The organism is Telluria sp. BA11, from assembly GCF_056680305.1.
In genome coordinates, this window is record NZ_CM155275.1 from 187,454 (window position 1) to 206,260 (window position 18,807).

14 protein-coding genes are annotated in these 18,807 nt (G+C 62.6%); 3 read left to right on the top strand and 11 right to left on the bottom strand.

Annotation, left to right across the window (positions count from 1 at the left end; genetic code table 11):
• Positions 1-34: 34 nt before the first annotated feature.
• From AC1MGT_RS00825 to garD, 11 genes are all read right to left on the bottom strand, one after another.
• Entirely contained in the window at positions 35-1,606 is a 1,572-nt protein-coding gene (locus AC1MGT_RS00825) for a methyl-accepting chemotaxis protein (protein WP_499502480.1), read from the bottom strand.
• 57 nt (positions 1,607-1,663) lie between these two features.
• Positions 1,664-2,071, bottom strand: coding sequence for a hypothetical protein (locus tag AC1MGT_RS00830; RefSeq protein WP_499502481.1), 408 nt, complete (start codon positions 2,069-2,071; stop codon positions 1,664-1,666).
• Positions 2,072-2,081: 10 nt separating this feature from the next.
• Entirely contained in the window at positions 2,082-3,320 is a 1,239-nt protein-coding gene (locus tag AC1MGT_RS00835) for a porin (protein WP_499502482.1), read from the bottom strand.
• 373 nt (positions 3,321-3,693) lie between these two features.
• A complete protein-coding gene (locus AC1MGT_RS00840) occupies positions 3,694-5,682 on the bottom strand; it encodes a TonB-dependent receptor (RefSeq protein WP_499502484.1) in 1,989 nt (662 codons plus the stop codon).
• An 81-nt stretch (positions 5,683-5,763) separates the two neighbouring features.
• The gene (locus AC1MGT_RS00845) at positions 5,764-6,093 is read right to left on the bottom strand and encodes a hypothetical protein (protein WP_499502486.1); all 330 of its coding nucleotides are present in this window, start codon (positions 6,091-6,093) and stop codon (positions 5,764-5,766) included.
• Positions 6,094-6,199: 106 nt separating this feature from the next.
• Positions 6,200-7,735, bottom strand: a complete 1,536-nt coding sequence (locus tag AC1MGT_RS00850; RefSeq protein ID WP_499502488.1) for a serine hydrolase domain-containing protein — start codon at positions 7,733-7,735, stop codon at positions 6,200-6,202.
• Positions 7,736-8,350: 615 nt separating this feature from the next.
• Positions 8,351-9,568 carry a hypothetical protein gene (locus tag AC1MGT_RS00855; RefSeq protein WP_499502490.1) on the bottom strand — a complete coding sequence of 406 codons (1,218 nt, stop codon included), beginning with the start codon at positions 9,566-9,568 and terminating at the stop codon, positions 8,351-8,353.
• 317 nt (positions 9,569-9,885) lie between these two features.
• A complete protein-coding gene (locus AC1MGT_RS00860; RefSeq protein ID WP_499502492.1) occupies positions 9,886-10,818 on the bottom strand; it encodes an alpha/beta hydrolase fold domain-containing protein in 933 nt (310 codons plus the stop codon).
• Entirely contained in the window at positions 10,815-11,690 is an 876-nt protein-coding gene (locus AC1MGT_RS00865) for an aldose 1-epimerase (RefSeq protein WP_499502493.1), read from the bottom strand. The genes AC1MGT_RS00860 and AC1MGT_RS00865 overlap by 4 nt, the downstream gene beginning before the upstream one ends.
• Positions 11,691-11,707: 17 nt before the next feature.
• Positions 11,708-12,532: an NAD-dependent epimerase/dehydratase family protein gene (locus AC1MGT_RS00870; protein ID WP_499502494.1), complete on the bottom strand. Its 825-nt coding sequence runs from the start codon at positions 12,530-12,532 to the stop codon at positions 11,708-11,710.
• A gap of 31 nt (positions 12,533-12,563) precedes the next feature.
• A complete protein-coding gene (gene garD / locus AC1MGT_RS00875; protein ID WP_499502496.1) occupies positions 12,564-14,105 on the bottom strand; it encodes a galactarate dehydratase in 1,542 nt (513 codons plus the stop codon).
• A gap of 177 nt (positions 14,106-14,282) precedes the next feature.
• On the opposite strand from garD, the gene AC1MGT_RS00880 reads away from it, so the two are divergent.
• The 3 genes from AC1MGT_RS00880 to AC1MGT_RS00890 are packed head-to-tail and all read left to right on the top strand — an operon-like array spanning position 14,283 to position 18,767.
• The gene (locus AC1MGT_RS00880) at positions 14,283-15,692 is read left to right on the top strand and encodes a glycoside hydrolase family 88/105 protein (RefSeq protein ID WP_499502497.1); all 1,410 of its coding nucleotides are present in this window, start codon (positions 14,283-14,285) and stop codon (positions 15,690-15,692) included.
• A gap of 16 nt (positions 15,693-15,708) precedes the next feature.
• Positions 15,709-16,929, top strand: a complete 1,221-nt coding sequence (locus AC1MGT_RS00885; protein ID WP_499502498.1) for a BT3233 family polysaccharide utilization protein — start codon at positions 15,709-15,711, stop codon at positions 16,927-16,929.
• 2 nt (positions 16,930-16,931) lie between these two features.
• Entirely contained in the window at positions 16,932-18,767 is a 1,836-nt protein-coding gene (locus tag AC1MGT_RS00890; RefSeq protein WP_499502499.1) for a glycoside hydrolase family 28 protein, read from the top strand.
• Positions 18,768-18,807: the final 40 nt, after the last annotated feature.

Below are 18,807 nucleotides of genomic sequence, written 5' to 3' on the forward strand. Positions count from 1 at the left end.
AGGGTGGACGGCATAGCCGTCCACGCGTCCACTACTATGCCAGCGCCAGCGGCGCCGCGCGGCCACCTTTGACTGCCAGCGGCCCGGCAGTGTGATCCAGCTTGAACACCGCCAGCGCCTCCGACAACTGCGCCGTCTGATCCGTCAGCGACGTCGCAGCGGCCGATGCTTCCTCGACCAGCGCCGAGTTCTGCTGCGTCATCTGGTCCATGTCGCTGATCGCCAGGCCAATCTGCTCGATGCCTTCGCTCTGGCGCTGACCGGCGTCGCTGATGTCGCCCATGATCGTCTGCACGCGGCGCACCGCAGCCACGATCTGTTCCATCGTGGTACCGGCCTGATCGACCAGCGCGCTGCCCGCATCGACCTTGGACACCGAGTCGCCAATCAATTCCTTGATTTCCTTGGCTGCGGTGGCGCTGCGCTGCGCGAGGTTGCGCACTTCGGACGCCACGACTGCAAAACCGCGGCCCTGCTCACCTGCCCGCGCCGCCTCGACTGCGGCGTTCAGCGCCAGGATATTGGTCTGGAACGCGATGCCATCGATCACGGAAATGATCTCGACGATCTTGGTGGCCGACGTGTTAATGGCGCTCATGGTCAACACCACATTGCCCACCACTTCGCCGCCGCGCGTGGCGATGTCGCTGGCCGAGACCACCAGGTCCTTCGCCTGGTTGGCATTGGCGGCATTGGCGCGCACGGTATCGGTCAAGGCTTCCATCGCACGCGTCGTGTTCTCGAGGCGACCAGCCTGGAGTTCGGTGCGGCTGGCCAGGTCGGCGTTGCCGCTGGCGATATCGCCACTGGCCGACGCGATCGTGTCCGCCGACGTCTTGATGCCGGCGACCATATTGGCCAGGCGATCGCGCATGTCGGACAGCGCGGCCAGCAAGCTGCTGTTGTCGCCTGGCTCGATGCGGATTGCCATCGACAGATTGCCATCGGCGACCATGCGGGCAATGTCGCGCGCATATTCGGGTTCGCCGCCCAGTTGCTGCCAGATCGTGCGCACCATGAACCATGAGACGGCGATCAGCACGGCAATCACGATCAGGCCGGTGACGATGGTAACCGTCAGGACATTCGTCACGCTGGTTTCGCTGCGCGTGATGCCAGCCTTGAATTGCTGCTGCGCTTGTTCATTGACCTTGGCGACGTCGGTATTGAGTGTCGCAAGCGTCGACTGCATGCGCGTCACGACCGCCTGCGGATCGCCCTGCTCCATGTCGAGCATGATCCTGGCGGCGGAAACCGCCGGTGCATAATACTGTTCGAATTCTTTGCTGAGGCGCTCGCCGGTTGGCCCCATCCCGTCGATCTTGCCGAAGCTGGCCAGCTTGGCCCGCACCTTGTCGGCCTGTTCGCCAACCTGCGTCAGGCGCGCCTTGTCGCCTTCGCTGACGGCGTCGCGCAAGCCATTGGTGACCGCCTCGATGTCGCCCGCCAGTTCCTTGCTGATGTCGAGCGCCGGGTAATCCACGCTTTCAGTCGTGTGGATCGACGTGAGTGCCTTGTTGGCGATGCCGGCACTGACGGCGACCCCAAGGGTAAAGATGATGGCCGAGATGATCGGCAGTGCCCAGATCCTGCGTTTGATACTCATGCTGCCTGCTCCTGAAGTCAAAACCCGCCGCACGCGCGGCGGGGTACCGATAAATGATCAGGAACCGGCGTAGACCACTTTGACCGACGCGTCGACCGCGCTCTTGTCGATATAGCCAATCGCTTTCGGGTCGGCTGCAACGGCTTTCTTGACGCCGGCGTTGTCGCCGACTTCCTTCGGCATCGTGGCCTTGCCGGTGAAGACCAGCTTCGACCAGAGTGCCTTGATCTGCGACGGATCCTTGTCCGTGACCTTCTTGTAGAACTCGGCGCGCGCCGGCGCATTTTCCGCCTGGTCGACCGGGGTCATGGCGGTCGATTTACCCAGGAAGAACTGGGACACCTGGTCCTTGGTCAGCGACGACTCGGCGGCTTTCGCATTGACGACGACGACGACTTCGGCAGCGGCTGGCAGCGCGAGCAATAGTGCGCTCAGGATCACGCTTGCTTTGAACAATTGATTCATTGGTGAATCCTTAGAACACGAAGTCAAGCGCGACGGCGCCGACGGTCACCGGGCCCTTGAAGCCGGGCTGGACGTTGATGAACTGGCCGTTACCTTGCGGCTTGATGCGATCGACCTGGACCTTCAGCGCGGCCGAGGTCGTGAAGTCCCAGCGCACACCGATGCTGTCGGTGGTCTGGCTCGTGCCATCGATGGCCGTGGTCAGCGTGTTCATCAGGCCCGACAGCGCCGCCAGCGTTGGCGCGCATGCGAACGAGGCACCCGCTGGGCAGTTCGCAGGGATGGTGTTGGTCACACCCTTCGACATGATCTTGGCGTGGGTGTAGTACGGCAGGAACTTGCCGAAGCGGTAACCGCCCATCACGTAAAACGACTTGGACGAGCCCAGGAACGAATCCGGCATCTTGCGCTTGGCGTATTCGGTCAGGACGACGATATTCTTCCAGTCCATGGAAAGACCAGCGGACGTGAACGTGTACTTGCGGTCCTTGGTGTTGAGCAGTACGCCCATGTCGGCCACTTGCGGGATGTTGAAGGCGGCAGCGGTGTTGTTGAACGTGATCACGGCGGCGTCCAGTTGCGCGCTTTCCGACGACAGCTTGGTGCCGCTACGGCCCACGCGCACGATGAACGGGCCATGTTCGGCCGTCAGGTTCAGCGCGTACTGGTTGCGGGATTCGGCGGTAGGGCCGCCCGAGGTCTTGAACTCGCTGCGGCCGTAGGCGGCGGTTGCCGTGACGGTCGTGTCGGCGTACTGCTGCTGCCAGGTGATGTCGGCGCCGTCGATGTTATTGAGCGGCATCTGCGAATACAGCTCCTGCGGCGGACGCAGGAAGGTGTTGGCGTAGCCGACGTTGCGGTATTCCGAAATCATGAAGGCCGGCATGGCCATGCGGCCGACGCGGATGCTCAGGTCGTCCGACAGTTTGGCCTTGACGAAGGCCCACGACAATTCGGCGCCGAAGCTGTCTTCGCCATCCTTGCGCACCAGACCCTGGCCGGTGACTGACAACCAGCTGTTGACGGTATAGTCGGCCTGCAGGCCGAGATTCGAATCGACGCCGGTGCGTGGATCCTTCTTGACACCCGACGACTGGTTCGAACGGGCGAACTCGGCCTGGTCGGTGTCGGAAAACGTGAGAGCGCCAGTACCGAAACCGCTGATACGAACGGCGTTACTATCCTGAGCAAAGGCAGATGCGACGGCGAATGGCAAAGCGAGTGCCACCACGATGTTACGTGTTTTCATAAATTCCTGGGGATTACAATTGAAGTGGTTTGTTGAATGCAAAAAGCGGCGACTAGGCCTGCGCCGAATCGCATTTTCTGAGGCAATTGTATCCATCAGGAAACTGTTGCAGCAATGAAAATTCACAGAAAGTCACATTTTGTGTTCGATATGTGTGATTTTGTTGTGAACTTCTAACGCATTATTGCAATTACCTTACTTCGGGCGTTGCACCCGGTGAGAGCTCAGGATCCTGTGCGGCCCGAACAGGCCCGCAATGCTTGTCCTGGCGTGCAGGCTGCCAATCTGGCCAACCTGTGTAGCGGTCGAACGAAGGTGGCGCCGGACCGCGACAGATCGCGCGCGGCCGGCACCGCCATGTACTGACAGTCTTTCAGAACTTCGTTCTGACACCTACGACGAGACGCCTGCCAGGCAAGGGCGCGATATCCTTGAGCACTGAGGTCGACAAACGGATATCGTCATTCAGCAGATTCTTCGCCAGTACGAACCAGGTCAGGTCAACGCCCTGCACGCGCTGCGTGTAAGACAGGTTGGCGTCGAGCTGGTTGTAAGCCGGGGTGTCCTGCAGCTCGTTGGCGGCCAGGCGATCCTGCCCGCGCGCATGGACCAGCGACAGGCCGCCGCGCCACGCGCCCTCGCGGTAGCCGACGCTGGCGCCGATACGGTCTGCCGGCTGCAGCGGCAGGTTGCCGCCGCCGTCACCAAGCTCGCCGCGTGAGGTATCGCCGAACAGCCGGCCCGACCAGCCGGCACCGGTCTGGTTATAGGTCAGCTCGGCTTCCGCACCATGAATGCGGGCACGGCGCTGCTCGAAGGTCCGGGTGCGCAATTCATCACCCGGATTGCCTTCCTCGTCGACCAGATCGCCGCCGATGCGGCCGAAGATGTAGTTGTCGATGTTGTTGCGGAACAGGTTGGTTTTCCAGCGCACCAGGCCCGTGTTCTTTTGCAGCGTCAGTTCGACGTTGCGCGAGGTTTCCTTGTCGAAGTCGGGATTGCCGATGTCAAAGGTGGCGGTTGCATCGTGCGGTCCGGCCGAGTACAGCTCTTCGATGGCAGGTGCACGCTGCGCATAGGACAGCGTTGCCCCCACGCTGTAGCCCGGCATGAAAGGCCAGGCCGCGCCCACCGAACCGGAGCCGAGGTCAAAGGTGCGCTGCCTGCCGCTCACCGGCTCGCGCTTGACGTTTTCGTAGCGCGCGCCGGCGCTCAGGCGCAGCGGACCGGCATCGCCCTCTTCCACCATGAACAAAGCCGTCGTCTTCGAATGGGTGAGCGGCACGGTGTCCGGCCCGCCTTCGGCATTGAGCGCCGAGAAGTGGGTGTTCTCGGTCTGGGCACCAACGGTGCCGCGCAGGCCGGCAATGGCCTCGTGCGTGAGTTCCAGCCGCGTTTCCAGCGAGCGGTTATTGAAGATCACCTCGGGGCCATCCTCGCCCAGCTCGGCGTGCTCATAGTCGGTATAGCCGGCCTTGAAGCGCAGCGATTCAATGCCGCGCGCCGGCTGCCTGAGCATGCTGTCGAAGTCGTAGCGGTCCTGCTTCTGGTCGATGCGCGAACCTTCGTCACTTGGAATACCGTACAGGTTGCTCAGGTGCGACGCCGACACACCGGCGTAGCCCCAGGCATCCACCCACGAGGCGCCAGCGCCGAGGTTTTTTTCGCGCGTGTCCGAGTGCGGCAGGCGGCGCATCGCCGAGTCGGGGTCCTGCAGGACCCGGCGATCCGGAATGCGGTAATCGCCGGTGTCGCGCCAGTTGCCATCGACGTGCAGGGCAATCTTGCCACTGGCGGCGTCCGCACTGCCAGAGACATTCTTGCCATTGTCGACCGTGCTGTAGCGGGTCTCGACCTGGCCTGTCGGCGCGGCTTCGAGCCGGGTCGGGATGCGCTCGTTGACGACATTGACCAGGCCGCCAATCGCGCCGGAGCCGTACAGCAGCGCCGCCGGGCCGCGCAGGATCTCGATCTGGCGCGCGACCGCGCCTTCGGCAGATACCGCATGGTCGTTCGACAGACCCGACACGTCCGACACTGACATGCCGTTTTCCAGCATTTTCACCCGCGAACCTTCCAGGCCGCGAATGATGGGGCGCGATGCGCCGGCGCCGAACGCCGACGCGGAGACACCGAGCTCCTGGGACAGCGTCTCGCCGAGCGAACTGCCCGCCTTGTCGCGCAACTCGTCCCCGGCCAGCACCTTCGCCGGGGTCAGGATCTGGTCGTTTTCACTGTTGCGAAATGGCGAGGCAGTGACGATCACCTGCGGGGTGTCGTCCCCGGGTGCGGATTGGGCGTGGGCGGGCAGATTGCAGGCGAGCAGGATGGCGCTGGCGAGCAGCGTACGTTGAATATTCATGGATACAACCTCGAGCAAAATGGGTGCGAACGGCATTGCCACGGCGGCGCCACGGCAATGCATCGATGACAGCGGATCGAATCAGTTCGCCCGAGGGGGGCCGCGTGGCAGGCACGCGCGGACGGGCTGCGCCCGCACAAGGTCGGCGCCAAGCGCCAGTGGACCGGCCACGGCCGTTTGCGGTACATGGCCCAGGTATTGCGGCAGCGGCAATCCGACATCCAACTGGGCGTCGGCAGCGCATTCGGCGCAGAACTCCTGCAGCGCCGGTGCGTCCGGCTGACCGCCCGCTTGCTGCATGACATGGCGCTGCTGCGCGCTATGCCAGTGCGACAGCCCATGCGCCAGCGCCATCTGCTGCGAGACGAGCAATAACAGCGATAGCAGGCAATGAAGAATGGAACGTGGCATGCGCGGGGAATGGCGGTTGACCGGCGCATTCTACGTGATGCAGGTCGATTGCGACAGCAATCGTCCAAGACAAGACCACATGCCCCTGATAACCAAGGGAAGGCGCTCAGGGCTTCTGCGCCGTGAGGGTGATCTCCTGCACCTTCGGCTCGCGCTCGGGTGTCAATGTAAAGCCGACGTTCACAACACCGCGCTCGCCGATGAGCGCAAACGTACCGCGCAAGGCATTTTCAGCGGCGATCGGCCCGACCGAGGTTACCTTGCCAATCGCGCTCAGCGTTGTACGCGCGTGGGCCATCCACTCGTCGCGCGAGCGATCCAGGAAAAGGTTGTCGGCGGCGATCGCGTTGCCCAAACCTTCGTCCCACGACTGCACCAGTTGCGCGACCTGCCGGTGGCGCGTCGCCAGGATGGCCGACACGGGCACCGGCTGTGGACCAAGACCGCCCTGCTCGATCAGCATCGCGAGTGCCTTGCCGGTGCGGCCATACACCGGACCGTAACGCAGGTTGGTGAAGGCAAAGACACCGACGCCATGCGCGGGCGCAAAATAGAACTGGCTGCCAAACCCCGGCAAGCCGCCCGAGTGACCGGTGATCACCACATCGCGGCTATCACGCTGCGTGTCAAGGCCGTAGCCGTAGAAGCTCACGTCGGGATTGCGTGTTTTTCCATCTAGCATGGTTGCGTTGGCGGACAATCCGGTGAAGACATGCGGCTGTTGCATCTCGCGCACCGACGCCCGGCGCAGCGGGCCCCGCTCCGGTCCGCTGCGGGCTGGCCACGCATCGAGGTGGAATGCCACGTAGCGTGCGAAGTCGTCGGCAGTGGTGATCAAGCCGCCCATGGCGGCGCCATCGCCGTCAGGCAGGATTGGTTCGGGCTCCCACCGATCGCGATCCCACCGGTATCCCAACGCAAGCTTACCCGGCGCCGCCTGTGTGTATTCCCAGCGTGTGCTGGTCATGCCCAGCGGCTGCAGGATCTCGCGCGTGACGTAATCCTGAAAGCGCATGCCGGACACCTTGCTGACCACCTTGCCCAGCATGATGTAGCCGAGGTTGCTGTATTCGAAGCCCTGACCGGGCGTGGTGGAAAACGACAGGCCGCCGGCAATCAGCTGTTCGAGCCTGCGACTGGACAACGCCATCTGGCGGTCGCCCCAGGGGTTGTCTTCGGGCAGCCCGGTGGTCATGGTCATCAGATGCCGAATCGTCACTGCCGGCGAGTCGGAGGTCGGCAGCGTGACGTCGCGCAGTTCGGGCAGATAATCGGCAACCGGATCGTCAAGGCGCAGCTTGCCACCGTCACGCAACTTCAGCACCGCCATCGCCACGAAGCTCTTGGTCATGGAGGCGATACGAAATTCAGTGGCGCTGCTCGCAGCGATCTTGCGCTCGACGTCGGCCAGGCCGAGCGCCCGCACATGCACGAGCTTGCCGTCCAGGACCACGCCGTAGACCAGGCCCGGGAGATGCTCTCTGACAGCGAGCGCCGCGTACATGCGGTCGATCTCGGGAAGCAGCGCGGTGACGCGTTCAGGCCGGCCGGGGGCCGGCGTCTGCGCCTGACCGTTGGCGGCGGTAACGGTGAAAAACGTGAACACCACGACGGACAAGATACGGCAGTAACAGCGTTGCATGCCTGGTTCCTCTGGAAAGCGATAGCTGGTGAAAAGGTCGACTAGTCCGATTGCGGCGCGCGATTTGCCCGCGCCCGTGATTGGCGGGTCTGTTCGATCCGTGCACGCACGGCATCCGCCGTTATTTCTCGCTCGTAGCAGATCGGTGCGTAACCGCCCTGCCGGCTCCAGGCGCTTCGTCCACCGCAGGCACTGCCATTTCGCGTCACATTGTAAGGACAAGGGCAGCGGCCAGGATACGACGCGATGGACTCTTCGATGATCTGGCGCTTGACCGTCTGCTCCCGCGCTTGGGCCGCCTCCTCACCATGCGCCGGCACACCGAACGCCAAAGCGACGCTGATTACAGCGCAGCAGAGCCTGAATGTCATGAACCTTACCCACAATGTTTGCCGCACAATGGCGCCCGCTGTCACTATAGCGACGATTTCTGCGAGAAAAAACGCGCTTTGTAACGATGCACGCCACTCGCATTGCGACATCACCCGCCAGGCGACCCACCAAACACGCGCTCCATAAAATCGGTCATCGCGGCAATACCAAGAATGGCGCAATACTAATTGCAGTACTCATATTGAAATTTTTCACCCGCTTGTCAGCTCACCGCGCTGTTTATTAATCTTTTTCAGATACGACCATCCTCGACTCCTGCCTAATTTTACGGAGAAAATCTGCAACAAAAGACTGAATCGTTTTACCCCAAATTCCGTTATGCCCATCAATAATTGACGAGTTAGTTTTGGCAACTAAAAACGGGGATGTTGCTCGATCATCGGCCCTCGTCCGCTCCAGGCAAACATTATTGCTGCAAAAATGACTATACCAATTATCCTCGTATTCGGATGAAAATTTGGACTCCGAAGAAATTTTTATTTCGTGGGTTGTGTAGTTTGTATAATTTCCTAAAGTGATTTTTTCTCGCTCATGCCATCGGGTACCTATCAACTGTCCGAGAGGAAAGGCGAAGCGCGTTGCATAGTCGTTTTCGGTGGCTATGGATAATAAGATCGGCTGCTGGCGCTGATGAAACTTTTCTTGCCAGCGTCGGGTTGAGTCGAATGCAGTATATCTAGCTGCATCAAAGGCCGGATTGAGCAATATAGTGAAGTCAAGAACACCTTTAAAAGGCTTATATATTCCGAAACGTTCACCAGGATGATGGGTCTGAAGTTCATGAAGTATTATTGGAGATGCAGCACTAAATAGAATTCGTGCTCCAAAGCTATGACCAATGCCTACTATAAAGTCATCATCATTTTTTCGCTGACGTCGGACATTTTCAACTGCGCTAAGAAACTTCGAGAAGTTCCCTCCTATGCTAACTCGGTCGGCAGCGCCTTTTCTTCCCCAGAAAGTCAGATTATCAAATATTGGGAGCGGAATGGATTGACCCGGCCAGGATACATAAATTCCTACAACATCAGTGTTTTCGGCCCCTTTATCAGACATATTCTTAATCCAAGAGGTGAAATTCTTAAGATCGCTATCGCTCTCTTCAGCATTATGTTTCCACCCATGTACATAAATCACAACGAACTTCGAATTTTTGTCCTTAGCTATCCTTTGATTTCCACCACGAATTTCGAAAATCGCATCGCTCCATTGACAACGATCATGGAGTTCTCCCTCTTCAGTAAATTCAATAACCTTCACAATCGGACTTTTTGAGGGGCGGGGTTCAGATTCTGGATCGAAGTGTTCTCGCGAAGCTCGATCGATAGCACCGTTATATGGACACTCCTTTCTATCATCCGCGGTTAACTTTCCATGTTGGCATCCGCTTAAAGAAAGCCAAATCAGTACGCCAATTATCAGACGAAAAGAGATTTTCATTCTAGTTAATCCTATCCGATGGCAACGGGTGCGGAATTATGACTACACTATAATTCCGAAATGTATTTACATTCGATCAAGTAAGAAATCTACCATACGGCCATTGAAATTAAAAGAATTTTCTTTAAAATAAAAATGAAATGGACAGGTATCCAACGTCGCACTGAAAAAATAGGGTGCATCGAACTTGCGTGTGAAATTTAGTATCTCACGTTAACATCTACGCGCTCACTGGCATTTGCACGGATGCAGCACTGGCAGACAGGAAGATTCATCTAGAATCTCCTGATAGACGACATCACAAGACGCATATGACATCACCCGCCAGGCACCCCACCAAACACGCGCTCCATAAAATCGGTCATCGCATCGACCGTTGGCGTGACCCACGGATCGAACAACCAGAATGAATGCGGCGTACCAGGCAACGCGACCATCTCGGCAACAACACCGTGCTCGTGCAGCTTTGCCGTCATCGCTTCGCGGCCGACCGAAAACCGCGGCACGCTGCTCACGATGAACAACACCGGCGGACTCGCCCTGCTCACGTGGTTGATCGGCGAGGCCTGCTGCCAGAGCGCCGGCTGCTCGGCGTAGCGCCCGCCAAACCAGGCACCGGCGGCGGACGGGTTCTTGCTCGGATCGTCTTCGTGGCGCAGTGCTTCTTCGCTCGTGAAATCCGACAGCCCGTCGATATTGATGACCGCCTGCACGGCGCCCTGGCTCGTCATGCCGACCAATGCAGCAATCTGCCCGCCAGCCGAACCGCCCGCGATCACCATCCGGTCTACGTCGGCGCCGTGGACATCGGGATGCGCGTGCAGCCAGCGCAATGCCTCTTTGACGTCATCAATCGCCGCCGGATAGCGCGCCTGACCCGACAAGCGATAGCTGACCGTGGCCGCCGCGTAGCCGCGCGCGGCCAGCCTTGCTGCCAGCGGCGCCATCTCGCTACGGTCGCCACTGCGCCAGCCGCCGCCATGCACCAGCACGACCAGTGGCGCCGCCTGGTCGCGCGGCCCCGGAGAATACAGGTCGAGCGCCAGCGACAATTCGCCCCGGCGCGCGTAGACGATGTCCTTGCGCACCCGGACCGGCGCCGGCGCCGTGCTGCTGGCGATGCGGATGTCGGGATAGGCGGCGACGAGCTTGCGGTACGTGGTATCGGCGTTGTACGGCTGGGCGGTAGCGATGTTGACGGCGCCGGCGACCGGCAACAGCAGCCAGATCGCCAGCGGCCAGCGTGTCACAGCGACTCGCCCCGGAAGATGACCGAGCGGCTCACACTGGCGCCGGGCGCCAGCACGGTCAGGCCAGGGTAGCCCGGCATGTTGTGGGCGTTGATCGGATGGTCGACCGGCTCGAAGCAGAAGAAATCGCGGCCCGGTGGTGCGTAAAGGATGAAGTAATCCATCGCCGCCTCGATCGAAAGGCCCACGCCCCGCCCCGGCCAGCGCACGCGCGCGACACCGTCCCAGCCGGCGAACGCGTTGTCGACGGCCTCTTTTGGCAGCGGTGCGAATGTGCGGTAGTCCCAGTGCGCAGGTACGGCGCGCCGGCTCGACGGCAGCTTGTCGGCGCCCGACAGCCAGACCGCATCGGCGCGCGCCTGCAGCTGCGCGCCGCCCGGGTCGGGCAACCATGGATGCAGACCCAGTCCGAATGGCAGCGCCACAGCGCCGGCATTGCGCACGGTGAGTTCGACGATCAGTGCGTCGCCATCGAGTGTGTAGCGCAGCGTGGCGTCATACGCGAGCGGCGCGAATTCGTGGCGGGTCAGGCGCAGCAGGATCGAATCGAAGGTCAGCGATTGCACGTCCCATGGCTGCTGCCAGCCATCGCCGTGAATCGCGACCTTCTCGCCCGGGCGGTTCGGCGTCGGCACATACTGCTTGCCGTCGTAGTCGAAGCCGGACGACGCGATCCGGTTCGACCACGGCACCAGCGGGAAGCAGGCCAGTTGGCCCGGCTGCGGCACGTCCGAAAAGTCCGGCGGCAGGCCGCGCAGCAGTGGCACCGGTTGTGCGCCGCGCAGCCAGTCCAGGCGCGCGAGGCTGCCGCCGATCTGCGGCACGATCTCGGCCGCCAGGCTGTGGTTGCGCAGGACGAGACGTTGCAGCATAGGGCGCGCCGCCTGCATCAGTATTGCGGGCCGTCGAGCAGGAATTTACCGCCCTGGAAGATCGTCGTCACATCGTCCGGGGCCGGGAATTCGGCCGAATCCGGGAACAGGTGCGCAAAGGTGCGCGAACTGTCCTTGGGCTTGAAGCCCAGGTGCGCGACCAACCGGTTGTCCCACCAGACGCTGTCGTTGTCCGACATGCCGTAGACGATCGTGTGGCCCACGCGCGGCGCAAACAGCGCGCAGCGCAGCAGCTCGGTCAGGTCGTCATACGACAGATAGGTACTCATCATGCGCTTGTTGGCCGGCTCCGGGAAGCTCGATCCGATCCGCACGCACACCGTCTCGATGCCGAAGCGGTCGTAGTAATAGCGCGACATCTGCTCGCCGAACACCTTCGACAGACCGTAGTAGCTGTCCGGGCGGGTCGGCGAATTCGCGTCGAGCATCTCGGTCGTGCGGTGGTAGCCGATCGCATGGTTCGAGCTGGCAAAGATTACGCGCTTGGTGCCGGCCTTGTGCAGCGCCTCGTACAGGTTGGCCACGCCCAGGATATTGGCCTGCATGATCGGCTCGAACGGCTTTTCAGTAGAGACGCCGCCAAAGTGCAGCACGGCGTCCACGCCCTCGAGCAGCTTGATCACCGCTTCACGGTCGGCCAGGTCGCACTGGACGATCTCTTCGCCTTCGCGGGCTTCGCCCATGTCGACGACATCCGACAGCCGCACTACGTCGGCCCACGGCTTGATGCGATCGCGCAGCACCTTGCCCAGGCCGCCGGCCGCGCCGGTCAGCAGGATGCGTTTGAATGGCTTGCCCACTTTGTTCTCAACTTCGGTCATGCACGGTCTCCTGAATGTTTCTATCTGTAGATTACGTCACCGGCGCCGGATTGAACAGCGCCAGCGAATTGTGCAGCTTCCACTGTTCGGCCCAGGTCTGGCGCCCGCTGGCGACGTCGAGGATCAGGCGAAAGAGTTCCCAGCCCACGTCCTCGATACTCGCTTCGCCGGTGGCGATGCGGCCGGCGTCGACATCCATCAGGTCGTGCCAGCGGCGTGCCAGTTCGGAGCGCGTCGCCATCTTGATCACGGGGACCGCGGCCAGGCCGTACGGCGTGCCGCGCCCCGTGGTAAACACGTGGACGTTCATGCCGGCGGCCATCTGCAGCGTACCGCAAATGAAGTCGCTGGCCGGCGTGGCCGCGTAGATCAGGCCTTTCTGCTTCAGTTTGTCGCCGGGCGAGAGCACGCCGGTAATCGCCGTGCTGCCCGACTTGACGATCGAGCCCATCGCCTTTTCGACGATGTTCGACAGCCCGCCCTTCTTGTTGCCGGGCGTGGTATTCGCGCTGCGGTCGACGCCGCCGCGCACCAGGTAATCGTCATACCACTGCATCTCGCGCACCATCGCTGCGGCCACTTCGGGCGTGGCGGCGCGCGCCGTCAACTGGTCGATCCCGTCGCGCACCTCGGTCACTTCCGAGAACATCACGGCCGCGCCGGCGCGCACCAGCAGGTCGGTCGCAAAGCCGACGGCCGGGTTGGCGGTCACGCCGGAGAACGCGTCGCTGCCGCCGCACTGCACGCCCACCACCAGTTCGGACGCCGGACAGGTGGTGCGCTGGCGGGCATTGAGCGCTTCCAGGTGGCGCTGCGCAGTAGCCATCAGGTTGTCGATCATCGACATGAACCCGACGTGCTGCGCGTCCTGCAGGCACACGACCGACGGTTCGGCGGCGCCGATCGGGATCGAGCCGGCCGGGAACAGGCGCGTTGGCGGCAGCTTCTCGCAGCCAAGGCTCACGACCATGACGTTGTCGCCAAAATTCGGGTTCTTCGACAGGTTGCGCAGCGTGCGGATCGGGATCTCCGCGCCCGGCGCATCGATCGCCACGCCGCAGCCGTAATTGTGTTCGAGCGAGACCACGTCGTCGACGTTCGGATAGCGCGGCAGCAGTTCGGCCCGGATGCGCTTGACGGCATGTTCGATCACGCCCGACACGCACTGCACGGTGCTGGTCACGGCCAGCACGTTGCGGGTGCCGACCGACCCGTCGCGATTGCGAAAGCCCTCGAAGGTGTAACCCTCGAGTGGCGGGAAGGCGGCGACCGCGTGCGTTCCCACCGGCAGGTCGTCGAGTGAGCGCGCGGCCGGCATGTGCAGCACCTTTTCCGAGATCCAGCTGCCGCGCGGGATCGCGCCATTGGCGTACCCGATCGTCACGCCGTAGCGGATCACCGCGTCGCCGTCGAGCAGGTCGACCAGCGCGACCTTGTGCCCCTGCGGGACGCCCTCCACCAGCACCAGCCCGTCCGCAAGGACGGTGCCGGCCGGCAGGCCACCGTCGTTGGCGACGATCGCCACATTGTCGCTGGCTTGCATGCGGATAGTACGAGGGACGAGCTGGTTCATTGGTCTGCCTTATCTGGAAGTTCCGAGAAAGTATGCCATACAAAATCGAAAAGTGGCTAGTCCACCTTGCGATTTTGGTCTGACCAAATTAGAATGGCCTGACCAAAAGAGCGCTACCTGCACCACCAAGACACAGGTAAACACATAAGTGAAAATCACGATGCCGATTGGAGACAAATGAAACTGCATCTGCAACGCCCCTTGCTTGCAGCCCTGCTGGGCTGCGCGTTGATATCCTCGTGCGCGCTGGCGCAGGGCCCGTACCGCAATCCCGACAACACGAATCTGGGCGACGCCGGCGAAGGCACCTACCCGATCCCCTATAAAAAGCCGGTGGTGGCCGAAGTCACCGCGCAGTTACAGGCCATCCGCGCCTTCATGGACCGCGCGACGCCAACCCGCATCGTCAGCAAGCGCACCGGCCAGCCGATCACCGACCTGAAAAAGCCGAGCGCCGACGCGATCTTCGAAAAGAGCGCCGGCGACTATGGCATTCAGGTCTACGAGATGGGCGTGGTGCATTCGGGCCTGCTCAAGGCTGCCGAGGTCACCAAGGACCCGGGCTTTATCGCCATGACCAAGCGCCACTTCGCTTTCTTTGCCGAGACGCTTCCGTACTTTCGCGCGCAGGAACAGCAGTTCAAGCTCGAACGGGCCAACAGCTTCTCGCGCTTTCTCGATCCCCGCTCGCTAGACGACGCCGGCTCGATGTGCGCCGCCCTGATCCGCGCGCGCGCCGCCAGGGTCGGACCGGACCTCAAGCCCATGATCGACACCTGCAGCGACTGGGTCGCCAAACGCCAGTTCCGGCTGGACGACGGCACGATGGCCCGCAAGCGTCCGCAGGAGGTCTCGCTGTGGGCTGACGACATGTACATGAGCATCCCGGCGCTGGCCGAGATGGGCCGGCTGACGGGCGAGCGCGCGTATTTCGACGACGCGGTGAATAACGTGATGGGCATGTCGAGCCGCATGTTCAATCCCCAGCTTGGCCTGTACACGCACGGCTGGCATGCGAACCACCCGGACGCGCCGCGCTTCTACTGGGCGCGCGCCAATGGCTGGGCGGTACTGGCGATGTCCGACCTGCTCGACGTGCTGCCGAAAGACCATCCCGGCTACCCGAAAGTGCTGGCACAGCTGCGCGCTTCGCTCAAGGGCATCGCCGAACTGCAAAGCGGCAGCGGCCTGTGGCACCAGATGATCGACCGCAACGACTCGTATCTGGAGACGTCGGCCAGCGCGATCTTCACCTATGTGTTCGCGCACGCGGTCAACCAGGGCTGGGTCAGCCCGACAACCTACGGCTCGATCGCGCAAGCCGGCTGGAACGCGCTGTCCACCCGCATCACGGCGCTGGGTCAGGTGGAAGGCACGTGCGTGGGCACGACGCTGGCCGGCGACATGGTCTATTACTACCACCGCCCGACGAGCGTGGATGCGCTGCACGGCTACGGCCCGATGCTGCTGGCCGGCGCCGAGATCATCCGCCTGGTGACAAACCCCGCGTTCGAGGTGCAGCACAAGGTGCGCACGTACCACTACATGCCCAAGGGCGGGCAGACCGACTACCGCGAACACCACTGACCTCGGAGTGACTGACATGAACCGACTCGTACTCGCCGCGCTGCTCATCCCCGCAGTGGCCGCGCCGCTGGCGCACGCCCATGCGGACAGCATCCGCGTGACCGTCGAACAAGACCTGGCCATTGCCCGCCCTTCCGAGACCATCTCGATCCCGTGGAAGGACGTCAACGCCGCGCTGCCCGGCGCGATGGTGCAGAAAATCGCGGTGAAGGATGCGCGTGGCCGCGTGCTGCCGCACCAGGTGACGAATATCGCGCCACAGGCCAAGGACCCGAAGAACGAAGGCGTCGCTTACGGTGAGCTGCTGTTCCAGCACAGCTTTGCCGCCGGCGAAAAGAGCGCCGGCTTTACCATCGAGCGCATTGACGGCGTCGCCCCGCCATTCCCGATCAAGACCTTCGCGCGCCAGGTGCCCGAGCGGCTGGACGACTTCGCGTGGGAAAACGACAAGATCGCCCACCGCACCTACGGGCCGGCGCTGGCTGCGCCCGCCCCGCCTGGCGTGGTCAAGGAAGTCCTGGTCACGAGCGGCCTGGATATCTGGTTCAAGCGCGTCGATTATCCGATCGTCGACCGCTGGTACAACAAGGGCCACGACCACTATCACAAGGACCAGGGCGAAGGCATGGACATGTACAACGTCGGCAAGTCGCGCGGCGCCGGTGGCACCGGCGTCTGGAGCGGCGCGACCTTGTACCCGGGTGTGAACTACGCGAACTTCAAGATCCTGGCCAATGGCCCGATCCGCACGGTGTTCGAGCTGCACTACGCGCCGTGGGACGCGAGCGGGCGCCAGGTCAGCGAAGTCAAACGCTTCACGGTCGACGCCGGCCACTGGTTCGACCGCATTGACAGCACCTTCACCGCCAGCGGCGACGGCCCGTTGATGGTCGCCGTGGGCCTGAACAAGACGCCGGGCGACAAGGGTCAGTCCCCGAAGATCGCCACCACGCGTGAAGGCAAGGTGCTGCTGCAGTGGGTCGAGCAGACCACCAACGATGCCTTCGGCACCGCGATTGTGCTGCCAAACGCCGAAGGCTTCGCCCAGGACGCGCTCAATGAGCTGATCGTGGCCAAGGCCATACCGGGCCAGCCGCTGCGCTACTACGCAGGCGCCGCCTGGCGCCGCGCCGGCGAGATCACCAGCCGCGAACAATGGCAAGACCAGGCAGCGGCCGTCGCCGCGCGCGACGCCAACCCGGTGCGTGTGACGGTCGCGCCCGCCAAAGGAGACTGACGATGGCATTTCATCCCACACGCCGCGCGCTGCTGCGCACCGTGCCAGCGGCCTCGCTGCTGCTCTCAGGCGTCAAGCCAGCCCTCGCCGCCGCTACCGTTGCTGCAACTGCACCGCCCGACCCGTGGCAGCGCGCCAACGACATCATCGCCCGCTTCGCCACGCCACTGGTGTTTCGCAAGGAAGACTTCGACGTCACCGCCTACGGCGCCAAGCCGGCCGCGCTGATGGAGGTGCCGGGCCAGGTCGCCTCGCTCGTCGATGGCATGCTCGACACGCCGGCGCCCGGCTCGCCGGACTGCTATCCGGCCATCGCGGCTGCGATTGCCGCCTGCCATGCCAAGGGCGGTGGGCGCGTGGTGATCCCGAAAGGCGAGTGGTATTGCGCCGGGCCGATCGTGCTGCGCTCGAACGTCCACGTGCACCTGGCCGCCGGCGCACGCGTGCACTTCTCGGCCAACCCCGAGCACTACGCGCGTCACGGCGCGCATGACTGCGGCGCCAACGGCAAGCTGGTGCTGTCGCGCTGGCAGGGCAACGACTGCCTGAATTATTCGCCGATGGTGTACGCGATCGACCAGCAGAATATCGCCCTCACCGGCGAAGACTGGACCAGCATCCTCAATGGCCAGGGCGGCGTGCCGTTCGAGCCGGGCTTCGCGCAGCAACCCGAATGCTGGTGGGACTGGAAGGGGCGCGGCAAACCGGTACGGACCCGCACCGAAGTGGCCGCGAATCCGGCCAACGCCCCGCTCGACCGCGTCGTTCCCGGTATTGACCCAAGGCTGCAGGCAAGCATCCAGGGTAGTGACGACCGCTGGCAAACCGACTCGCGCTACCTGCCGGCGCTGTCCGAGGCCGGTGTGCCGGTCGAACGGCGCGTGTTCGGCCACGGGCACTTTCTGCGCCCGTGCATGATCGAGCTGATTGGCTGCAGCAAGGTGCTGCTGCAGGGCTACCAGGTCAATGCCGCGCCGTTCTGGCTGCACCACCCGGTCAATTGCAGAGACCTTGTGATCCGCCGCGTGAACATGGAAAGCCTGGGCCCGAACAGCGACGGCTTCGATCCGGAAGCTTGCGACGGCGTGCTGGTCGACGAGTGCCACTTCAATAATGGCGACGATTGCATTGCCATCAAGGCCGGCAAGAACCGCGACACGCAGCATGGCCCGACGCGCAATATCGTCATCCAGCGCTGCGTGATGAACAGCGGCCATGGCGGCGTCACGCTCGGCAGCGAGATGGCCGGCGGGATCGAGCACGTCTACGCGCAGCAGCTCGATTTTCGCAATACCCATTGGAAGGACGATCCGCTGAACACGGCGATCCGGCTCAAGACGAACATGAACCGGGGCGGCTTTCTGCGCCATCTGTACGTGCGCGACGTGACGCTGCCCAATGGCGTGGCGCTCGAACCGGGGCTGTACAAGCCACTGGCCGGCGCGCATGAACTCAAGCAGCCGGTCGCCTCGAGCGCCGGTGCGATCATCACGATCGACTGCGATTACGTGCCGGGCGACGACACGATGCGCAGTCGTCCGCCGCAGGTGTCGGACATCGACATCCGCAATGTGCGCGCCAGGAATGTCGCGACGGACAAGGGTCAATTCTCGTGCTACCAGGCGTTCGTGCTGCTCGGCCCCGTGGCGTCGAGCTTCAACGGCAAGCCCGGCACACCGATACCGCCGATCGCGCGCGTACGCATCAGCGATTCGGACTTCGGCACACCCGCCAACACGAGCCAGCCGTGGTTCGTGCACAACGCTGTCGACATCACGCTAGACAACGTCACAATTGCGGGCAAGCGATACAAGCAGGTCTTGCACAAAAAGACCTGACTCGCAACAGGTCAGGCCAGATGAAAAATATTTTTCAATT

Coding starts and splice junctions, on each gene's coding strand:
- garD (WP_499502496.1), bottom strand. CDS start 14,105: ATGAACCAGCTCGTCCCTCGTACTATCCGCATGCAAGCCAGCGACAAT.
- AC1MGT_RS00850 (WP_499502488.1), bottom strand. CDS start 7,735: ATGCAACGCTGTTACTGCCGTATCTTGTCCGTCGTGGTGTTCACGTTT.
- AC1MGT_RS00880 (WP_499502497.1), top strand. CDS start 14,283: ATGAAACTGCATCTGCAACGCCCCTTGCTTGCAGCCCTGCTGGGCTGC.
- AC1MGT_RS00890 (WP_499502499.1), top strand. CDS start 16,932: ATGGCATTTCATCCCACACGCCGCGCGCTGCTGCGCACCGTGCCAGCG.
- AC1MGT_RS00825 (WP_499502480.1), bottom strand. CDS start 1,606: ATGAGTATCAAACGCAGGATCTGGGCACTGCCGATCATCTCGGCCATC.
- AC1MGT_RS00870 (WP_499502494.1), bottom strand. CDS start 12,532: ATGACCGAAGTTGAGAACAAAGTGGGCAAGCCATTCAAACGCATCCTG.
- AC1MGT_RS00840 (WP_499502484.1), bottom strand. CDS start 5,682: ATGAATATTCAACGTACGCTGCTCGCCAGCGCCATCCTGCTCGCCTGC.
- AC1MGT_RS00845 (WP_499502486.1), bottom strand. CDS start 6,093: ATGCCACGTTCCATTCTTCATTGCCTGCTATCGCTGTTATTGCTCGTC.
- AC1MGT_RS00865 (WP_499502493.1), bottom strand. CDS start 11,690: ATGCTGCAACGTCTCGTCCTGCGCAACCACAGCCTGGCGGCCGAGATC.
- AC1MGT_RS00835 (WP_499502482.1), bottom strand. CDS start 3,320: ATGAAAACACGTAACATCGTGGTGGCACTCGCTTTGCCATTCGCCGTC.
- AC1MGT_RS00855 (WP_499502490.1), bottom strand. CDS start 9,568: ATGAAAATCTCTTTTCGTCTGATAATTGGCGTACTGATTTGGCTTTCT.
- AC1MGT_RS00830 (WP_499502481.1), bottom strand. CDS start 2,071: ATGAATCAATTGTTCAAAGCAAGCGTGATCCTGAGCGCACTATTGCTC.
- AC1MGT_RS00885 (WP_499502498.1), top strand. CDS start 15,709: ATGAACCGACTCGTACTCGCCGCGCTGCTCATCCCCGCAGTGGCCGCG.